General features: G+C 65.5%; 16 protein-coding genes, 1 pseudogene and 2 riboswitches. Of the genes and pseudogenes, 11 read left to right on the top strand and 6 right to left on the bottom strand.

Annotated elements, in window-relative coordinates; translation table 11 throughout:
- Positions 1-96: 96 nt before the first annotated feature.
- Positions 97-573: a DUF3597 domain-containing protein gene (locus AC3FMM_RS01305; RefSeq protein WP_488686004.1), complete on the top strand. Its 477-nt coding sequence runs from the start codon at positions 97-99 to the stop codon at positions 571-573.
- A gap of 43 nt (positions 574-616) precedes the next feature.
- On the opposite strand, the gene AC3FMM_RS01300 is transcribed toward AC3FMM_RS01305, so the two are convergent.
- The 3 genes from AC3FMM_RS01300 to AC3FMM_RS01290 are packed head-to-tail and all read right to left on the bottom strand — an operon-like array spanning position 617 to position 4,672.
- Complete coding sequence (locus tag AC3FMM_RS01300; RefSeq protein ID WP_488686003.1) at positions 617-1,126, bottom strand: TlpA family protein disulfide reductase; 510 nt, start codon at positions 1,124-1,126, stop codon at positions 617-619.
- A complete protein-coding gene (locus AC3FMM_RS01295; RefSeq protein ID WP_488686087.1) occupies positions 1,123-2,358 on the bottom strand; it encodes a sialidase family protein in 1,236 nt (411 codons plus the stop codon). Before AC3FMM_RS01295 ends, AC3FMM_RS01300 begins: the two co-directional genes overlap by 4 nt.
- Positions 2,359-2,383: 25 nt before the next feature.
- The gene (locus tag AC3FMM_RS01290) at positions 2,384-4,672 is read right to left on the bottom strand and encodes a TonB-dependent receptor (RefSeq protein ID WP_488686002.1); all 2,289 of its coding nucleotides are present in this window, start codon (positions 4,670-4,672) and stop codon (positions 2,384-2,386) included.
- Positions 4,673-4,913: 241 nt separating this feature from the next.
- A riboswitch (glycine riboswitch) is annotated at positions 4,914-5,012 on the top strand.
- Positions 5,013-5,131, top strand: a riboswitch (glycine riboswitch). It abuts the riboswitch before it with no gap.
- A 57-nt stretch (positions 5,132-5,188) separates the two neighbouring features.
- On the opposite strand from AC3FMM_RS01290, the pseudogene AC3FMM_RS01285 reads away from it, so the two are divergent.
- From AC3FMM_RS01285 to AC3FMM_RS01245, 9 genes and pseudogenes are all read left to right on the top strand, one after another.
- Positions 5,189-6,455, top strand: a pseudogene (locus AC3FMM_RS01285) (D-amino acid dehydrogenase).
- 386 nt (positions 6,456-6,841) lie between these two features.
- On the top strand, positions 6,842-7,027 hold the full coding sequence (locus tag AC3FMM_RS01280; protein WP_116313453.1) for a DUF1484 family protein: 186 nt from the start codon (positions 6,842-6,844) through the stop codon (positions 7,025-7,027).
- Positions 7,028-7,331: 304 nt separating this feature from the next.
- Positions 7,332-7,667, top strand: a complete 336-nt coding sequence (locus tag AC3FMM_RS01275) for an ArsR/SmtB family transcription factor (protein ID WP_115699652.1) — start codon at positions 7,332-7,334, stop codon at positions 7,665-7,667.
- Positions 7,664-8,146 (top strand): ArsI/CadI family heavy metal resistance metalloenzyme, encoded by a 483-nt coding sequence (locus AC3FMM_RS01270; RefSeq protein ID WP_115712255.1) that lies wholly within the window; start codon positions 7,664-7,666, stop codon positions 8,144-8,146. The genes AC3FMM_RS01275 and AC3FMM_RS01270 overlap by 4 nt, the downstream gene beginning before the upstream one ends.
- 54 nt (positions 8,147-8,200) lie before the next feature.
- Entirely contained in the window at positions 8,201-8,695 is a 495-nt protein-coding gene (locus AC3FMM_RS01265; RefSeq protein ID WP_116313451.1) for an arsenate reductase ArsC, read from the top strand.
- Positions 8,696-8,698: 3 nt separating this feature from the next.
- Positions 8,699-9,775: an ACR3 family arsenite efflux transporter gene (arsB, locus tag AC3FMM_RS01260; RefSeq protein WP_115712251.1), complete on the top strand. Its 1,077-nt coding sequence runs from the start codon at positions 8,699-8,701 to the stop codon at positions 9,773-9,775.
- Positions 9,776-9,784: 9 nt separating this feature from the next.
- The gene (locus AC3FMM_RS01255) at positions 9,785-10,009 is read left to right on the top strand and encodes a thioredoxin domain-containing protein (protein WP_488686001.1); all 225 of its coding nucleotides are present in this window, start codon (positions 9,785-9,787) and stop codon (positions 10,007-10,009) included.
- A complete protein-coding gene (gene arsH / locus AC3FMM_RS01250; protein WP_116313449.1) occupies positions 10,006-10,770 on the top strand; it encodes an arsenical resistance protein ArsH in 765 nt (254 codons plus the stop codon). The genes AC3FMM_RS01255 and arsH overlap by 4 nt, the downstream gene beginning before the upstream one ends.
- An 18-nt stretch (positions 10,771-10,788) precedes the next feature.
- Positions 10,789-11,964: an MFS transporter gene (locus AC3FMM_RS01245; RefSeq protein WP_115714188.1), complete on the top strand. Its 1,176-nt coding sequence runs from the start codon at positions 10,789-10,791 to the stop codon at positions 11,962-11,964.
- Between the two features lie 470 nt (positions 11,965-12,434).
- Here AC3FMM_RS01245 and AC3FMM_RS01240 read toward each other — a convergent pair whose 3' ends face one another.
- From AC3FMM_RS01240 to AC3FMM_RS01230, 3 genes are all read right to left on the bottom strand, one after another.
- Positions 12,435-13,307 (bottom strand): Bug family tripartite tricarboxylate transporter substrate binding protein, encoded by an 873-nt coding sequence (locus AC3FMM_RS01240; protein WP_198036061.1) that lies wholly within the window; start codon positions 13,305-13,307, stop codon positions 12,435-12,437.
- Positions 13,308-13,535: 228 nt separating this feature from the next.
- Positions 13,536-14,309, bottom strand: a complete 774-nt coding sequence (locus AC3FMM_RS01235; protein WP_115712242.1) for an SDR family oxidoreductase — start codon at positions 14,307-14,309, stop codon at positions 13,536-13,538.
- A 44-nt stretch (positions 14,310-14,353) separates the two neighbouring features.
- On the bottom strand, positions 14,354-15,427 hold the full coding sequence (locus AC3FMM_RS01230; protein WP_326347847.1) for a TauD/TfdA family dioxygenase: 1,074 nt from the start codon (positions 15,425-15,427) through the stop codon (positions 14,354-14,356).
- A gap of 182 nt (positions 15,428-15,609) precedes the next feature.
- Here AC3FMM_RS01230 and AC3FMM_RS01225 point away from each other — a divergent pair, with 182 nt between their 5' ends.
- Positions 15,610-16,536 carry a LysR substrate-binding domain-containing protein gene (locus AC3FMM_RS01225; protein WP_488686000.1) on the top strand — a complete coding sequence of 309 codons (927 nt, stop codon included), beginning with the start codon at positions 15,610-15,612 and terminating at the stop codon, positions 16,534-16,536.
- The last annotated feature ends 43 nt before the right edge of the window (positions 16,537-16,579 follow it).

Raw genomic sequence — 16,579 nt, 5'->3', positions numbered from 1 at the left:
AACCGTGCCCCTTGCACGGGTTACGGCAACGCGCCGCGACGGTGGCCCGGAACCTGCAAGGGCTTGCTGCCCCGATTCACCCTTCAGGAGCCCGCCATGAGCATCTTCAAGGACATCCTCAACAAGCTGCTGGGCAAGGACAAGCCCGCGGCCACCACCACGGCGACCACCGCCAGCACTCCACCCGCGGCCGGAACGCCGACTTCAGCAGGCGCGCCGGCCGGCACTGCGCCAGCCGCCGGCACTGGCGCAGCGCCCGCGGGCAACGTCCAGGGCACCACCGGTGCGCCGGCCGGGGCCCAGGCCACGCCGCTGTCGGGCGTCGATGTCAAGGCCATCATGGACCGGATGGCGCAGCAGAGCGGGCAGACGCTGAACTGGCGCACCTCCATCGTCGATACGATGAAGGCGCTCGGGATCGACAGCAGCCTGGAACACCGCAAGGAACTGGCGCGCGAGCTGCACTACACCGGCGACATGAACGATTCCGCGGCGATGAACGTGTGGCTGCACAAGCGCCTGATGCAGGAGCTGGCCGCCAACGGCGGCAAGCTGCCGAAGGAACTGTCCTGAGCGATGACGTGAAAGGCGGCGCCGTGCTGGCGCCGCGGCAGGCTCAGCCCGCGATGCCGGCCCAGCGCAGGTGCCGCGCCCAGTCGGCTTCGCTGATCACGCCGGACACGCCCTGCCGCTGGCCATCGGCGCGATAGAAGTAGGTGCGCGGCATTTCGCCCATCCAGTCCGGATCGACCGCATAGCGCAGCCGCTCCTGCGGCTCGTGCCCGAACACCCACGCATTGCGCGTGAGCCGGACGCGTTCGAGCGTCTTTTGCACCTGCGGCGAGGCCTCGGCACTGTCCGTGGCCAGCGTAACCACGCGCAGTCCGGGATGCTGCGCACGCAGCTTGCCGAGGGCGTCGAAGTTGCGCTTGCAATAGACGCAATCCAGCGACCACACCACCAGCACGAAGGGCTTGCCCTGCTGGCTGGCGGCGATGCGCGCGGCATTGGCGGATTCGAACACGGCGACGCGGTCGGCGGCATTGGCGGTGCCGAGCATCAGCGCGCACGCGGTAACCGCGGCAGCAGCGGCGGCAGCGATCAGTTGGCGGCGCGATCGCATCATGCGCCCTCCTGCCCGAGCGCGAAGACCTGGAAGCCCTCGGCCTCGGTGCGCCATAGCACGTAGGCGCGGCCGGCGTGCTGCAGCAGGTGCGGCTGGTCGGAATCGCGCTCGGTGCCGGCCAGCTTGCGCGTCTGCCAGGTCTTGCCGCCATCGCGCGACAGCATGGCGGACAGCCGCGTCTGCTGGCCGTCGAACGATTTCCACACCACCGCGATGTCGTGGTCGTTCAGCGCGACGATATCGGCATGCTGTGCGCGCGGGTCATCGAGCGCGCGTTGCGCCTGCAGCTTGCCGTCGCGCCAGCGCCCCACCGACACCGTCGGCTTGCCGTCGCGCACGCTGAACCAGACCATGTGCACCGTGCCGTCCGGCGCCACCGAAGCGCCGGGGCCGTGGTGCGGGCACGCGTCGATGCGCCAGTCGTCGAAGCTGGCGCGCTGCATCGGCGTGGCCTTGCCGTCGGCGCCCAGCAGCGCCAGCGCGTGGTCGCGCGCATTGGGCGGGAACACGTGGCGCCACAGCGCCAGCATCCTGCCGTCGGGCGTGGGCGTCAGCGCGATGCGGCAGCATTCGCACGACTGGTCGGCAATCTTGTAGTCGCCCTGGAAGGTCTTGCCGTGATCGGCCGACACCGCGTAGTAGATCGCGGCACCGGCATACGGCTGCTTGCGCGCCTCGGCGGCGGCCACGTCGCGCTTGTCGATCCAGCTGACGAAGACGCGCCCGGCCGGGTCCACCGCAAGGGCGTCGAAGCGGTGCGCGATCTGGTCGCGGTTGGCATGCACCGTCAGCGGCTCGGCAAAGGTCTTGCCGCCGTCGGTGGAGCGCGCAAAGCGGATAAAGCCGGTCCACGGCCTGGGCAGCGGCTGGGTCCAGGTGATGTAGACCTGGCCGTCGGGCCCCGTGGCCACCTTGGGGCGGCTTTCATGATCGGCGGCGACCGGCTCCGGCGTGGCGTTGACATGCCGCGCCGCGCTGAAGCTGCGACCATAGTCCGTCGACGACCGCACGGCGACATGCTGGCCATCCTTGTAGGCAATCCACAGCCTGCCGTCGCGGTCGAAGGCCGCGCCGGTGCCGAGTTCGCTCATTTTCGCCCTGGCCTGGCCGCCGTGGCCGGCGTGGCCGGCGTGGCCGCCGTGCGCCTGCGCGGCCGCGGTGGCCGACGCCAGCGTGGCGCAGGCCACCAGTCCCGCAGCGATCAGGCGGAAAGCGCGGCGGGCGCCTGGCATGGTGGAGGTCAGCGTGTTCACGTGCTCAGAAGGAAAGTTTCGCCTCGGCGTAGAACGTCCGGCCCGGATACGGGTGGTAGACGTAATAGCGCTGGTCGGTGAGGTTGTCGATGCCAAGCCCGAGCCGCACATTGCGCGCGGGCTTGTACGTCACCTTGACGTCGAAGGTCAGGAAGCTGCTGGTGCCGCCGAAGGTGTCGGGGTTGTGGTCCGAATTGTCGAGCGTATTGTACTGCCGGCCCGAATAGGTCATCGCCAGCGTGCCGGCCCACGCCGGCGTGAAGCGATAGGTGCCCACCAGGTTGGCGCGCCACTTCGGGATGCGATAGAAATACTTGCCCACCGAGGCCGGGTTGTTGGCGTTCTCCAGCGTCTTCGAATGGTTGTAGGCGCCGCTGGCCGAGAGGTCGAAGCCGCTCACCAGCACGTCGCGCCCGTCGTAGGCCAGCTCGATGCCGCGCGTGCGCACCCGGTCGACATTCTGGAAGCTGGTGACGGTGGGGAACACCGTGGTGTTGGTCTGGCTGACCAGCGCCTCGCGGATATCGTCCTCGTACAGCGAGACCCGGAAATTCGACGCCTCCACCGTGCGCTCGAAGGTCAGGTCCTTCGAGAACGATCGTTCCGGCCGCAGGTTGGGATCGTTGTTGATCAGCGCGGTGCCGGTGATGCGGCCCTGGAACAGCTCGCTGACGGTCGGGTAGCGATAGGCCTGGCCCAGCGACAGCCGGCCCAGCCAGTCCTGCCCGAACGCCTTCTCCAGCGCCAGCTTGGGCGACCAGTTGGATTCGCTGCGCACCGGATAGCCGATATCCACGCCAGGCTGGCTGCGGCTGCCGTCATAGGCGCGCCAGTGCTCGTAGCGCACGCCGGGAATCAGCTTCCAGTCCTCGGCAAAGTACCAGGCGTCCTGCGCGTAGAGCGCCTGGGTCTCGGTCTTGCCGGTAAAGGCATTGTTGAACGCGGTGATGGTGGCCGCGCGCCAGTCCGAGGTGTTGTAGGTGGTGTTGCTCAGCCGGTAGTTGTCATAGTGGTAGCCGAAGGTGACCCAGTGCCCGCCCTGCAGGCGCTCGGGGCGGTAGTCGGCCTTCAGGTCGAGCGTGCGCCAGCCGGTGCCGTCGCCATAAGTCACCGTGCCCGGTCCGTTGCCGACGGCGTTGGCGCTGCGGCTCACGTCCTTGCTGACGTCGAACAGCGACGCCACCCCGGAAAAATTCCACCCCGTCTGGTTGCGCGTGCGCAGCGACAGCCCGTAGAGCCAGCGCGCGTCCTCGCCATTGCCGGGCGCAAAGGCATTGGCCGGAATCACGTACTGGGAGCCGCCGATATTCACCGGGCCGCTGGACACCACGTTGCCGCTGGCGTCGCGCAAGTAGCTGCCGGTGGCGTTGGAGCGGTCCTGCTGCCAGTAGGCAGCGGTGAACTGCGCCTGCAGCGTGCTGGTGATGTCGTAGCCGAGCTTGAGCTTGAGCTGGTCCTGCACCGTGTGCGTAACGCCCTCGCTGTTCACGCCCATCACCACGCGGTCGCGCCCGCTCTGGTCCTGGTCGAAAAAGGCCCCGGAAACCGGCGTGTCCGCCGCGCCCGCGGGCCGCGTCGAGCGCGACGCGGTGTAGAAGCTCAGCGGCTGGCTCTTGCTGTCCTGCCGGTCCACGCTGACCAGCCACGAGAACGCGCCGACGCGGTCGCCCACATAGGCGTTGGCATGCACGCCGTTGAAGTTATCGTGGGTGCCGTACAGGCCGAAGCGCTGCGTGAACAGCTGCACGCTGGCATCGCCCTCGAACTTCTCCGGCGTGCGCGTGGTGATCAGCACCGTCGCGCCCAGCGAATTGCCGGGATACAGCGCCGAATACGGGCCGTACAGCACGTCCATGCGCTCGATCTCGGCGGCATTGACCAGCGACCAGCGCGGCGGGAAGCTGAAGTCCGAGCCCAGCAGGTTGGACAGCAGCAGCCCGTCCGCATAGACCAGCCCGCGTGCCGACTGGCGCGAACTGGTGCTGCGCACCGAGATGATCGAATTCATATCGCCGATAAAGCGCTTGCGCACGGCGAGGTTGGGCGCGTACTTGAGCGCGTCCTCGGTATTGACCACGTTGAAGTCGGCCATGCGCGTGCTGCTGATGCCATACGCCGACGCCGGCGTGTTGGGCGGGATCGCCGGCGTCTCGCCGCGTTCGGGGCGGGCCGATACCACCACCTCCTGCAGCGGCGCGGGCGCCTCCACGCCTGCCTCCACCCCTTGGGCGGCGGCCACGGCGGGGCCCATCAGCACTGCCGAAACGGCCAGTGCAATGCGGTGTTTCTTCACTGAATGCCTTGTTGTCGTCGTTGTGGGCTCGCCGCGCCTGCGCAGCATCAGGCGCTCCTCCCGGACGTCCCCAATAGCGAGCGGTCCCCGATAGCGAGCGCTGACATTTTATGGGGCCGGAAGCCATCGGCCGATGCGACATAGCGACGCGGCCAGCGCAGCCATATCCGCATGTATCCGTGTTAACCCGCATATCCAATACGGGGCCTTGTCACTACATTGCCCCGACTGGCGTCAAGCCAGCGTGATGCAGGGAGAGACTGTCGCGGCGCCCGCCGCGCACGGCGCCGAAGGAGCAACCGCCCCGGAAACTCTCAGGCAAAAGGACCGGCATCACCCGTCAGTGCACTCTGAAGAATGCCGGACGCCATCGTCCGCCCGGCATACCGAAGGAGCAAGCGCGCCCGCCCCCGCGGCAAGGCGTCGTGAATCTCTCAGGTCCAGAACAGAGGGGGCGTCCTACACGCATGTCGCGTGCGGACTCCCACCCTTCGACGTTCCTGGATCCTGCAGATCATGAAGACAATCGCTGTCATCGGCGGTGGCATCACCGGTATCACCACCGCCTACGCGCTGGCGCGGCGCGGATTCTCCGTCACGCTGTTCGAACGGCATCGCTATGCCGCCATGGAAACCTCGTTCGCCAACGGCGGGCAGCTCTCCGCATCCAACGCCGAGGTCTGGACCCACTGGTCCACCATCGTCAAGGGGATGAAGTGGATGCTGCGCAAGGATGCGCCGCTGCTGGTCAATCCCCGGCCCAGCTGGCACAAGCTGTCGTGGTTCGCCGAGTTCATCGCGTCGATTCCCCACTACCGCCGCAACACCATCGAGACCGCGCGCCTGGCCATCGCCGCGCGCGAGCACCTGTTTGCCTGGGCGGCGCAGGAAGGCATCGATTTCGACCTGAAGAAGGAAGGCATTCTCCATATCTACCGTGACAAAGCCGGCTTCGAGCATGCCGGCCGCGTCTCCGCGCTGCTGGCGCAAGGCGGGCTCGAGCGGCGCGGTGACGCCGCAGGAGATGCGCGCGATCGAGCCGACGCTGGCGGGTTCCTACTACGGCGGCTACTTCACCGAAAGCGATTCGACCGGCGACATCCACAAGTTCACCAGCGGCCTGGCCGCCGCCGCTGCCCGCCTGGGCGTGCGCTGCCGGTACGGCCAGGACGTGCGCGCGGTGAAGACGGACGGACGGCATGCCACCGTCACCGTGCAGGACGGCGCGGACAGCGCCAGCTCTACCTTCGACGGTGCCGTGATCTGCGCAGGCACCGCCAGCCGCGCCCTGGCGGCAGGGCTGGGCGACCGCGTCAACATCTATCCGGTCAAGGGCTATTCGATCACGGTCAACCTGACCGACGAAGCCAGCCGCACCGCTGCGCCGACGGTCAGCCTGCTCGACGACGAAACCAAGCTGGTCACCAGCCGCCTCGGCGACGACCGCTTCCGCGTCGCCGGCACCGCCGAGTTCAACGGCACCAACCGCGATATCCGCGCCGACCGCATCCGCCCGCTGGTGGACTGGGTGCAGCAGTGCTTCCCCGGCGTCAGCACGCGCAGCGTGGTGCCATGGGCCGGGCTGCGGCCGATGCTGCCCGACATGCTGCCGCGCGTGGGCCGCGGCCGCTCCGCCTGCATCTTCTACAACACCGGCCATGGGCATTTGGGGTGGACCTTGTCGGCGGTGACGGCGGAGATGGTGGCGGGGGTTGTGGACCAGGCAATGGGGAGTGCGCCGGCGATGGTGCCTGGCGCGGTTTTGGCGCCGGTGCGGGCGTGAGGCGGCGGAGGCAAAGGGCTTAGCACGCAAGCGCATTTTCAAGAGTCAGCGATTTCTGAATCCGTTGCCCGGATTCAAACTTCGCGCGCCCCTGGAAATGCGACATCTCTCATCGATTCCCCGGTACCGACAGGAAATACTGGTGGCGTCATCGGACCACCGATGATCGGGTGTGGAAAGCCCGGATGTATAAGGTGGACAGGCGTTGCGCTTGTAGCGGGCAACGCCTGTGTGTTCGCACGAACCAAGCCGGCTCCCTGGCGGGCCGGGCGAGGCAGCCGCAAGGCTGGCCGGTTCCCCACCTTTGACCGGTCTTTCCACCCTCGCCGTCTGGCCCGCCGCCCTCATGTGGAAATGAGTGGCGCGCCTTTACTAGTGGGGAACTTATGGCAACGATCGATGAAATCACAAACGACTGTCTTCAGCAGGTTCGCGCAGGAATTGAAGGGGTTCTCGTACTGCTGGATCACGAAAGCGAAAGTTCGGACGGCTGCTTCAGTGCGCTGTGTCTGCTTGGCATGGTGAAGATGCAGCTGGATGGGCTGATGGTTGAGCGAGAGCGGTTGCAATAGTGGCTGACGGGTGTGACAGTGAGTTTGGGATGTCACACCCTTGTTCTGCGGGAAGCACCTTGAAACACCGCCTGCAAACCGGCCCTCATTGATCCTGAACGATCACGCTTTGACAGGCTCTCTTTAGTCGTTAAGCGTCAGTTTGGTTACTGATTCTGACGATAGCGCAGTCGTATGTTCGGTGGCCAAAGACCGGCCACACGCAGCTACAGCTGAAATGGGGCGGCGAAGCCACACACTCACTGTGCCCTTCGTCACAAAAATTTCACTTCACACACTTCCATTATTCGACTATTGTCGAAAAATGGAAACCGATCACGCCCTTGACGCGCTTGCCGCGCTCGCCCATTCGATACGTTTGTCCGTGTTCCGGCTGCTCGTGCAGGCCGGGCCTGGCGGCCTTCCCGCGGGCCGGATAGCCGAGCTGATGGAAATGCCGGCGTCATCCCTCTCCTTCCACCTGAAGGAGTTGCACCGTGCCGGCTTGTTATCCAGCAGGCAGGACGGACGCTCGATCATCTACATGGCCCATTTCGAGACCATGAACGCACTGCTCGGCTACCTCACGGAGAACTGCTGCAGCGGCAATCCGTGCTCCCCTGTGTCCCAATGTTTCGTCGCCTCGGAGCCCAAATCATGAAGCGCTTCCACGTGCACGTCAGCGTCACCGACCTGTCTGCGAGCATTCGCTACTATTCAGCCCTCTTCGCGGCCGAGCCCACGGTCGTAAAAGAGGACTATGCGAAGTGGATGCTGGAGGATCCGCGCGTGAACTTCGCCATTTCGGCCCGCGGCGCGGAGACCGGCGTCGACCACCTCGGGTTTCAGACAGACGACGCGGCCGAGCTGGCCGAACTGAAGCAGCGGGCCGAAGCGGCCGACATGGCGTTGCTCGACGAAGGCGAGACCACCTGCTGCTACGCGAAGAGCGAGAAGTATTGGGTCACGGATCCGCAAGGCATCGCGTGGGAGCACTTCCATACCCTGGGTAATGTGCCGGTGTACGGCGAATCCCGAAAAATCGATGCTGCGGGCCAGGAATCGGCCTGTTGCGCCCCCCGCACTCCGAAGGGCAAGCCGATCGGCGTCGCGGTCAACTCCACGCCGTCCTGCTGCTAAGGGTGCGTCCTCACACGCAATCCGATCCGCACTTCAATAATCTCGTAGCGCCCCATGACCACCAACGTACTGATTCTGTGCACCCACAACTCTGCCCGCAGTGTGCTGAGCGAGGGCATGTTGAACCATCTGGCCCGGCAGTCGGGCCGCGATGTGCGCGCATATAGCGCCGGGAGCTCGCCAAGCGGGCGCATCAATCCATTCGCCCTCGAGGTGCTTGGCAATGCTGGCGTCGACGTCGGCGACTTCCGCAGCAAGAGCTGGGATGAATTTGTCGGCGAGAATGCTCCTGAGATGCGGGTGGTCATCACGGTGTGCGACAGTGCCGCCGAAGAGGAGTGCCCGTATTGGCCGGGCAGCCCGGTCAAGGTGCATTGGGGCTACCCTGATCCGTCGAACACGGAAGGCGGCGACGAAAAGAAGCGGCAGGCATTCGAGTTGACACGTCAGGCCATCGGCTACCGCATGCTGCAATTGCTGCTGCTTCCGATCGAAGACATGAGCAATGCCGAACTTCAAGAGACGCTGCAGCGTCTGGCCCGGAGCTGAACCATGAGCAGCCAGAACGTTGCCACCTCGAGCGTGACCACCTCCAAGCCGGCCATCGGATTCTTCGAGCGGTATCTGACGGTGTGGGTTGCGCTGTGCATTGTCGCCGGCATCACGCTGGGGCAGATGTTGCCTGAGGTCTTTCACGCCATCGGCCGCATGGAGTATGCCCAGGTCAACCTTCCCGTCGGCATCCTGATCTGGGTCATGATCATCCCCATGCTGATCAAGATCGACTTCAGCGCACTGGGACAGGTGAAATCGCACTGGCGTGGCATCGGCGTGACCTTGTTCATCAACTGGGCAGTCAAGCCATTCTCGATGGCGCTGCTCGGATGGATCTTTGTCCGCCACCTCTTTGCGCCGTTTCTGCCTGCCGACCAACTCGACAGCTATGTGGCCGGGCTCATCCTTCTGGCCGCCGCGCCATGCACCGCCATGGTCTTTGTGTGGAGCCAGTTGTGCAAGGGCGACCCGTACTTCACGCTGTCTCAGGTGGCCCTGAACGACGCCATCATGGTGGTCGCCTTTGCACCGGTGGTGGCGCTGTTGCTGGGCCTGTCTTCCATCACCGTGCCGTGGGATACCTTGCTTACCTCGGTTGCGCTCTACATCGTTGTGCCCGTCATCATTTCGCAATTGCTGCGCAAGATGCTTCTCGGCCGCGGCGTGGCCCACTTCCAGCGCGTCGTACACCACCTGGGGCCGTACTCGATTACGGCGCTGCTCCTGACCCTGATCCTGCTGTTTGCGTTCCAGGGCAAGGCGATCATCGATCAGCCGCTGGTGATCGCGTTGCTGGCGGTGCCGATCCTGATCCAGGTGTTCTTCAACTCAGGACTCGCTTACCTTCTGAACCGCAAGCTCGGCGTTGCCCACTGCGTAGCGGGCCCGTCGAGCCTGATCGGTGCCAGCAACTTCTTTGAGCTTGCAGTCGCCACCGCAATCAGCTTGTTTGGTTTCCAGTCGGGAGCGGCGCTGGCCACGGTGGTGGGCGTACTCATCGAGGTGCCGGTCATGCTGCTTGTCGTTGGCATCGTCAACCGGTCTCAGTCGTGGTACGAGGCCAAGGCCAACTAAGGAAAACGCATGGCGGTAACGATCTACCATAACCCGGCGTGCGGCACCTCGCGCAACACGCTGCTGGCCCATCCGATCCTGATCAACCGGCCCTTTGTCGTCACTGAGCTTGGCGTGCGGCTGTGCCGGCCATCGGAAATCGTGCTCGACATCCTGCCCTCGCCCCAGCAAGGTGCCTTTACCAAGGAAGATGGCGAAGCCGTCATCGACGCGCAAGGACGGAGGATCAAATGACCATGGATCTGCCCAATGTCGTCCCGGCCGTGCTCGATACACCGGACCTGGCCAAGCTGCAACCGTCTCGCCTCAGCACGCATCCGCCGCGCATCCTGCTGCTCTATGGCTCGCTGCGCGAAACGTCTTATAGCCGCCTGCTGGTGCAGGAAGCCGAGCGCATCCTGCAACATTTCGGCGCGCAGACTCGCGTCTTCGATCCGCGTGACCTGCCGGTGTGCGACAGTGTTCCGGCGGATCATCCCAAAGTGGTTGAACTGCGCAAGCTCTCGGAGTGGTCGGAAGGTCAGGTGTGGTGCAGTCCCGAGCGGCACGGCACGCTGACCGCGGTTTTCAAGAACCAGATCGACTGGCTGCCTCTGGAAATCGGAGCCATCCGACCGACTCAGGGTCGCACGCTCGCCGTGATGCAGGTTTGCGGCGGCTCGCAGTCGTTTAATGCCGTCAATGCGCTGCGCGTGCTGGGGCGCTGGATGCGCATGGTGACGATTCCGAACCAGTCATCGGTAGCCAAGGCATACCAGGAGTTCGATGCCAGCGGCCGCATGAAGCCGTCCTCTTACTATGACCGCGTGGTCGACGTGATGGAAGAACTTTACAAGTTCACGCTGCTGGTGCGCGACCGCAGCGACTATCTGACGGATCGCTACAGCGAGCGCAAGGAAGCGGCGCCGGCGAACGTCACCGCGCTCGCCGCGGCAGCCATGAGCCATGAGCGGGACGCGCAGGTCAGCGATACGGATAGCGGCGAAGTCGAATAACAAGCCAACGGGATGGCCATGGAGCCAACGACCAGTGTGATCGCCAGATTGGGGGTTGCCCAGACGCTGGCATGGGGCTCCACCTACTATCTTCCGGCCATGCTGGCTACGTCCATGGCCCGCGACCTTGGCGTAGCACCGGCCACGATCTTCGCTGCGTTCAGCACCGCGCTCATCGTGTCGGCGCTGATCGGCCCCGCCGCGGGCAGGATGATCGACCGCACCGGGGGGCGCCAGGTGTTGGTTGCTACGAGCCTCATATTTGCCTCCGGCCTGGCGGGCCTTGGCTTCGCACAAGGCGTCATTGGCCTCTTCGCAGCATGGCTGATCCTCGGTATCGGAATGGGCGCGGGCCTGTACGAAGCTGCCTTTGCTACGCTCGTCGCGCTGTACGGTAATCGTTCTCGCGGCGCGATCACCGGCATCACCCTGATCGCTGGCTTTGCCAGTACGGTAGGCTGGCCCCTGTCGACCTTCATGGAGTCGCACATCGGATGGCGCGGCGCCTGTCTTGCCTGGGCCGCGCTTCATCTGTCCCTCGGGTTGGCGCTCAATCTCAGCATGCCCCGCGGTACGGCAACTGAGCCGCCACCGGCCAAAACCGCATCGTCGCCGGCTGCTGGCGAGCGTGCGACATCTCAGCGGCTTGCCTCGTTCGCACTCGCCTTTGTCTTCGCCGCGACCTGGTTCATCAGTACCGCCATGGCGGCACACCTGCCGCGATTGCTACAGGCAGGCGGCGCGACACTGGCCACTGCTGTGATGGTCGGTGCCCTGATCGGGCCCGCCCAAGTGGGTGCCCGGATACTGGAGTTCGGCCTCCTACGCAAGATCCATCCACTCCTTTCCGCCCGGATCGCCGCTGCCCTTCACCCTGCCGGTGCCATCGCGTTCGGCGTTGCCGGAGCGCCTGCCGCGGCGCTGTTTGGGGTGCTGCATGGCGCGGGCAACGGCATCCTCACCATCGCCAAGGGCACTCTGCCGCTCGTTATCTTCGGTCCCCATGGCTATGGTCACCGGCAAGGCATTCTGATGGTGCCCGCGCGTGTGGCCCAGGCCCTTGCACCATGGCTCTTCGGCATCTGCCTGGATGCTTTCGGCGCCAAGGCGCTTTGGCTTTCATCAAGTCTTGGCGTCGCTGCGATCATGATGCTCATGTTCATCCGACAGGTCAGTGAACCAGCGGGCCGATAGGGCATGGGGATCGGCTCCTGCCACGCCCGAAATCCCAACCCACGCTGGCTCACCTGCATTTCGATGTATGCCCACTTTCAAGAGTCAGCGATTTCTGAATCCGTTGCCGGGATTCAAACTTCGCCCGCCCCTGGAAATGCGACATCTCTCATCGATTCCCCGGTACCGGCAGGAAATACTGGTGGCGTCATCGGACCACCGATGATCGGGTGTGGAAAGCCCGGATGTCTGACAAGGACAGGCGTTGCGCTTGCAGCAAGCAACGCCTGTGCGCTCGCATGGTTCCATGGCGGGCCAAGCGAGGCAGCCGCAAGGCTGGCCGGTTCCCCTCGTCAGACCGGTCTTTCCACCCTCGTCGACTGGCCCGCCGCCCTCTGTGACGGTGACTTTGCGCTGTCACACCTTGTCCTGCAGGAACCACCTAGGCGCGGTCATCCGTAGCGCCCCCTGACAGCATTCCGAGCTGGTCTTTAGTCAACCTTGATCTTTGCGCTTGCTGCCAGCGATTTCCACGCCCGGATATCCCTCTGGATCACACGCGCAAACTGTTCCGGCGAATTCTTCTCCACCCACAGCAGACCCTGCTGCGCGAAGCTGGCCTGCAATGCCGGCGCCACCATTACCCTGGCGATTTCCTCGTTTAGCCTCAGCACGATCCCGGCCGGCGTATGTGCCGGGACAAACACGCCGTACCAGCCATCGAGATCCAGGTCGAAGCCCTGTTCCTTCAGCGTGCGCACCTCCGGCAGCATGGGCGAGCGCCGCGTACCGGTCATGGCAACCGGCACCAGCTTGCGGGCCTGGATCAGTGACAGCGGCGAACGCGCGTCGACGAATGCAATGCTGACGACCCCGCCCTGCAGGTCGGTAAGCAGTTGCCCCATGGTCTTGTACGGAATATGCCGCATGCGCAGGTCGCGCTGGCGGGCAATGGCTTCCATCGCCAGGTGGCCGGTCGAGCCGACGCCCCACGTGCCGTACGCAAGGTTGGGATGCGCGCGAACGTAGTCGACAAAGCTTGCAAGGTCGCGCACCGGCGTCTCGGCGGTTGCCACCAGCAGCACGCCGCCGGCGCTGACCTGGATCACCGGTGCCAGGTCCTGATTCGTGTCGTAGGGCATGTCGTCACGCAGCGCTGCGTTGATCGCGATCGCGGAGGCGTTGCTGAACAAGACGGTATAGCCGTCCGGCGCCGCCTTGGCCGCCAGGTTGTTGCCGACAATGCCATTGGCGCCGGGCCGGTTCTCGACCACGACCGGTTGCCGCAGCGCGCGCGAGAGCGGGTCGGCGAACACCCTTGCGACGAGGTCGGTGCCCGAACCCGCACCGCCCGGCACGATCATCCGCAATGGCCGCGATGGCCAGGGAGAGGGTGTCGGGGCCTGCGCGAACACGTTCGGCGCGAGACACGCCGCGATGGCGGCGGGAAGTGCGTCCTGTAACCACCTGCGTCGGTTCATCATTGTCTTCCTCGGGGATTGTCCTGCCATGCATTGACCGCGCGCCGCTGCCTGGCGCTGGATCTTGCGCCACGGCAGCAGCTGTCTCGGTCGCCGGGGCTGCTCAGCCGCTCAGCCGCGCCTGGGCGGCGGCTGGAAGCCAACGAAGGCGCGATTCCAGGTGGGACTGATGACAAGCTCGTTGACCGTGGCGCGCGCCGGCAGGGACAGCACAAAGGCCACCGCCGCGGCCACGTCCTCCGGCTGCAGCATGCGCGCCAGGTCTTCTGCGGCGGGCGGGGTGGGCCGGTTGATCAGGATGGGCGTGGCGGTCTCGCCGGGATAGATGGCGCAGGCGCGGATGCCGTTGGCGCACTCTTCCATCGCCACCGACGTGGTCATCGCCGCCATGGCGTGCTTGCTGGCGCCGTAGGCGGCACCGGTCAATGCCGAGGCGTAGCGTCCGGCCCACGACGAGATATTGATGATGGTGCCTTCGCCCTGGTCGCGCATGCCGGGCAGCACCGCATGCATGCAGTAGAACGCGCCGTTGAGGTTGATGTCGATGACCTGGTCCCAGTCAGCCGGCGTCAGGCGGGACAGCTTGCGGTTGACCACGTTGATGCCGGCGGCGTTGACCAGGATATCGACGGCGCCGGCACGCTCCTGCAGCTGGCGGCCGGCGGCAGCGACAGCTTCAGGGTCGGAGACGTCCAGCGGCAGTGCGATCACGCGCTCATTGCCGCATTCTGCGACGAGACCGGCAACCGCCGCTTCGCTGCGCGCGGAAATCACGACGGTCGCGCCGGCTTGCCACAGCGACAGCGCGCAGGCGCGGCCGATGCCGCTGGAGCCGCCGGTGATCCAGGCGGTCTTGCCGTGAAGGGAAAGGATGGGGGCGTTCATTGCGAAAGATTCCTTGGTCTGGGATAGCGGAAAAGCGGGACGCTTCAATGCGTGGTCACGCCCATGATCTGGTTCACGTCATAGATCGGCGGGCGCGGGTTCTTGGCCCACGCGTCGGTCAGCAGGTAGCGCAGCCGGAAGCTCTCGGGCACGTCGGCCAGGCCCGGCGTGAACAGCCACAGCCGCAGCAGGTGGCGCTTGCGGTCCAGCTCGGGATGGTCCTCGTAGCTGGTGCGCGAATGCAGGACCACGTAGTTGTTCAGGAACTGCATGTCGCCGGGCGCCAGCTCCATGTCAATGCGGAAGCGCGGGTCCTGCGTGTATTCGTCGAATCTGTCGAGCGCGGCGATGTCCACGGGCGCCAGCGGCGGCGCGTCGGGGAATCGCTGCGCGGTATTGATGAAGCTGCGGATATAGCGGTTGAACAGGCGGCCGTTGTGCCAGCTGAACACATGCGTCATGGTGTACGGCGCCTGGCCCGGCGCTTCCTCGTGCCGGCGGTCGAATGCAAAGGGCTGGTACAGCCGCGCCAGCAGTTCCGGATGCTCGCGCAGCATGGCGTTATGGATTGCCATGGAACTGGCGATGCTGCTCATGCCGCCGCGGCGCGCGGTTCGCAGGCACAGCAGCCCGACCACGTCGGCGCCATCGGTATGGAACGGCAGCCGATGGCGCGACTGATAGCCGCGCGCCGTCATGTCTGACTTCGGGTCCTTGCCAAGATCCCAGACATGGCCCAGCACGTCGCCGAACGCGTTCTGCGCGACCGCGCGGCCCAGGTGCATGCCGATGCCCCAGTAGATCGTGCCGGCATCCATCTTGGTATAGCGCTCGACCGGCAGCCCGCGCAGCAGCACCACGCCCAGTCCCCGCTCCAGGCGATGGCGCAGGTCTTCCAGCTTCGCGGCAAGGCTGCCGAGCGGAAACGTCTCCTTGCTGATGGCCGGCACGGCAAGGCCCAGCGATTTGCAATGCGCCAGCGCCGTCTCCAGCTGCACGATCTCGTCCGCGCTCAGCCAGACCACCCACTCACTCTCCTTCGCGGCAATGTCGCTGGCTTCCCACGCCGCCGGGGTCTCCACCGCCTTCAGTGCTGCTTGCGCCTGTGCTGCTTCCATTGCTGTCTCCTTGTTGTCTCGGCCATTGCCGGGCCGGTACAGCCATTGTGCGAAGGCAGTGCGCGCATGACTAATGAAAGTTGATGCGTCTGACCAAACCAAAAGGTAATATCCACGCTGCGGTGCTGTGGCATGACCGGCCGCACCGCAATGAATCAAGCTTGTTTCTAGGGGTTTTCACCATGGACGCGATCGGCTTCCTGCGCAGCGGACTGAAGCTACGCCATCTCCGTCTGGTCATAGCACTGGAAGAGCACCGGCAGGTCGCGCGGGTCGCGAACGCGATGAACATCACGCAGCCGGCGGTATCGAAGGCGCTGGCCGAGGTCGAGGAAGGCCTGGGCTACCCCTTGTTCGTGCGGCGGCCCCGCGGCATCGAACCCACGCCGCACGGCATGATCTTCGTCAGCTATGCGCAGTCGATCCTGGATGAGCTGGACCGCGCCGGCGACGAGCTGCTGGCGCTGGGGCAAGGCGCCTGCGCATCGATTGCGGTCGGCGCCATGCCCGGTTCAACGCTGGCGCTCGCGCCGCGCATCATCGCGCTGGCCAAGGCGCGGATGCCGACGCTGAACATCGCGGTGTACGAGGCGCCGATGGACGTGCTGATTGGCCAGTTGCGCACCGGCCGCCTTGATATCGTGCTGGGGGCGCTGTCGGAGCGCGCCACGGCCGGGGATATCGAGCAGCGCCACCTGTATGAGGAAGTGCTGCGGGTGGCGGTCCACCCGGAGCATCCGCTGGCAGCGTCAGCGACGGTGGACTGGCCCGACCTGGCGTCGTACCCGTGGGTTGTGCCGCCGCGCACCGCCCGGCTGCGCCAGAGCCTGGACGCGTCGCTGCGGCGCATGAAGGTGGAGGTGCCGGCCAACCACGTCGAGTCGGTATCGGCCGGCCTGGTGCTGGGCCTGCTGGAGGCGATGCAGGCGGTGGCGATGATGACGGGGCGCCTGGCGCGCGCCTATGCTGCGCGCGGCCTCGCCCATGTCCTTCCGCTGGAGATACCGGGCGTGCTGCTGCCGGTGTCCACCTTTACGCTGGCCGGCAAGGCGCCCTCGCCGGCCGTCGAGCTGTTCCAGCAGTGTGCGGAACAGGCCTCGGCCGGCTGACCGGCCTGCGCTTTGGCCGCGAATCAGCTGCGATTAGCTGCAA

The organism is Cupriavidus sp. 207A1 (assembly GCF_057798955.1).
Note: the sequence above shows the minus strand (reverse complement) of the source record. Positions and strands in the feature narration are given on the sequence as shown.

What these genes read in the sequence shown, in the direction of transcription:
- AC3FMM_RS01305 (WP_488686004.1), top strand. Translation starts at nt 97, where the DNA reads ATGAGCATCTTCAAGGACATCCTCAACAAGCTGCTGGGCAAGGACAAG.
- AC3FMM_RS01300 (WP_488686003.1), bottom strand. Translation starts at nt 1,126, where the DNA reads ATGATGCGATCGCGCCGCCAACTGATCGCTGCCGCCGCTGCTGCCGCG.
- AC3FMM_RS01295 (WP_488686087.1), bottom strand. Translation starts at nt 2,358, where the DNA reads ATGCCAGGCGCCCGCCGCGCTTTCCGCCTGATCGCTGCGGGACTGGTG.
- AC3FMM_RS01280 (WP_116313453.1), top strand. Translation starts at nt 6,842, where the DNA reads ATGGCAACGATCGATGAAATCACAAACGACTGTCTTCAGCAGGTTCGC.
- AC3FMM_RS01275 (WP_115699652.1), top strand. Translation starts at nt 7,332, where the DNA reads ATGGAAACCGATCACGCCCTTGACGCGCTTGCCGCGCTCGCCCATTCG.
- AC3FMM_RS01270 (WP_115712255.1), top strand. Translation starts at nt 7,664, where the DNA reads ATGAAGCGCTTCCACGTGCACGTCAGCGTCACCGACCTGTCTGCGAGC.
- AC3FMM_RS01265 (WP_116313451.1), top strand. Translation starts at nt 8,201, where the DNA reads ATGACCACCAACGTACTGATTCTGTGCACCCACAACTCTGCCCGCAGT.
- arsB (WP_115712251.1), top strand. Translation starts at nt 8,699, where the DNA reads ATGAGCAGCCAGAACGTTGCCACCTCGAGCGTGACCACCTCCAAGCCG.
- AC3FMM_RS01255 (WP_488686001.1), top strand. Translation starts at nt 9,785, where the DNA reads ATGGCGGTAACGATCTACCATAACCCGGCGTGCGGCACCTCGCGCAAC.
- arsH (WP_116313449.1), top strand. Translation starts at nt 10,006, where the DNA reads ATGACCATGGATCTGCCCAATGTCGTCCCGGCCGTGCTCGATACACCG.
- AC3FMM_RS01245 (WP_115714188.1), top strand. Translation starts at nt 10,789, where the DNA reads ATGGAGCCAACGACCAGTGTGATCGCCAGATTGGGGGTTGCCCAGACG.
- AC3FMM_RS01240 (WP_198036061.1), bottom strand. Translation starts at nt 13,307, where the DNA reads ATGATCGTGCCGGGCGGTGCGGGTTCGGGCACCGACCTCGTCGCAAGG.
- AC3FMM_RS01235 (WP_115712242.1), bottom strand. Translation starts at nt 14,309, where the DNA reads ATGAACGCCCCCATCCTTTCCCTTCACGGCAAGACCGCCTGGATCACC.
- AC3FMM_RS01230 (WP_326347847.1), bottom strand. Translation starts at nt 15,427, where the DNA reads ATGGAAGCAGCACAGGCGCAAGCAGCACTGAAGGCGGTGGAGACCCCG.
- AC3FMM_RS01225 (WP_488686000.1), top strand. Translation starts at nt 15,610, where the DNA reads ATGGACGCGATCGGCTTCCTGCGCAGCGGACTGAAGCTACGCCATCTC.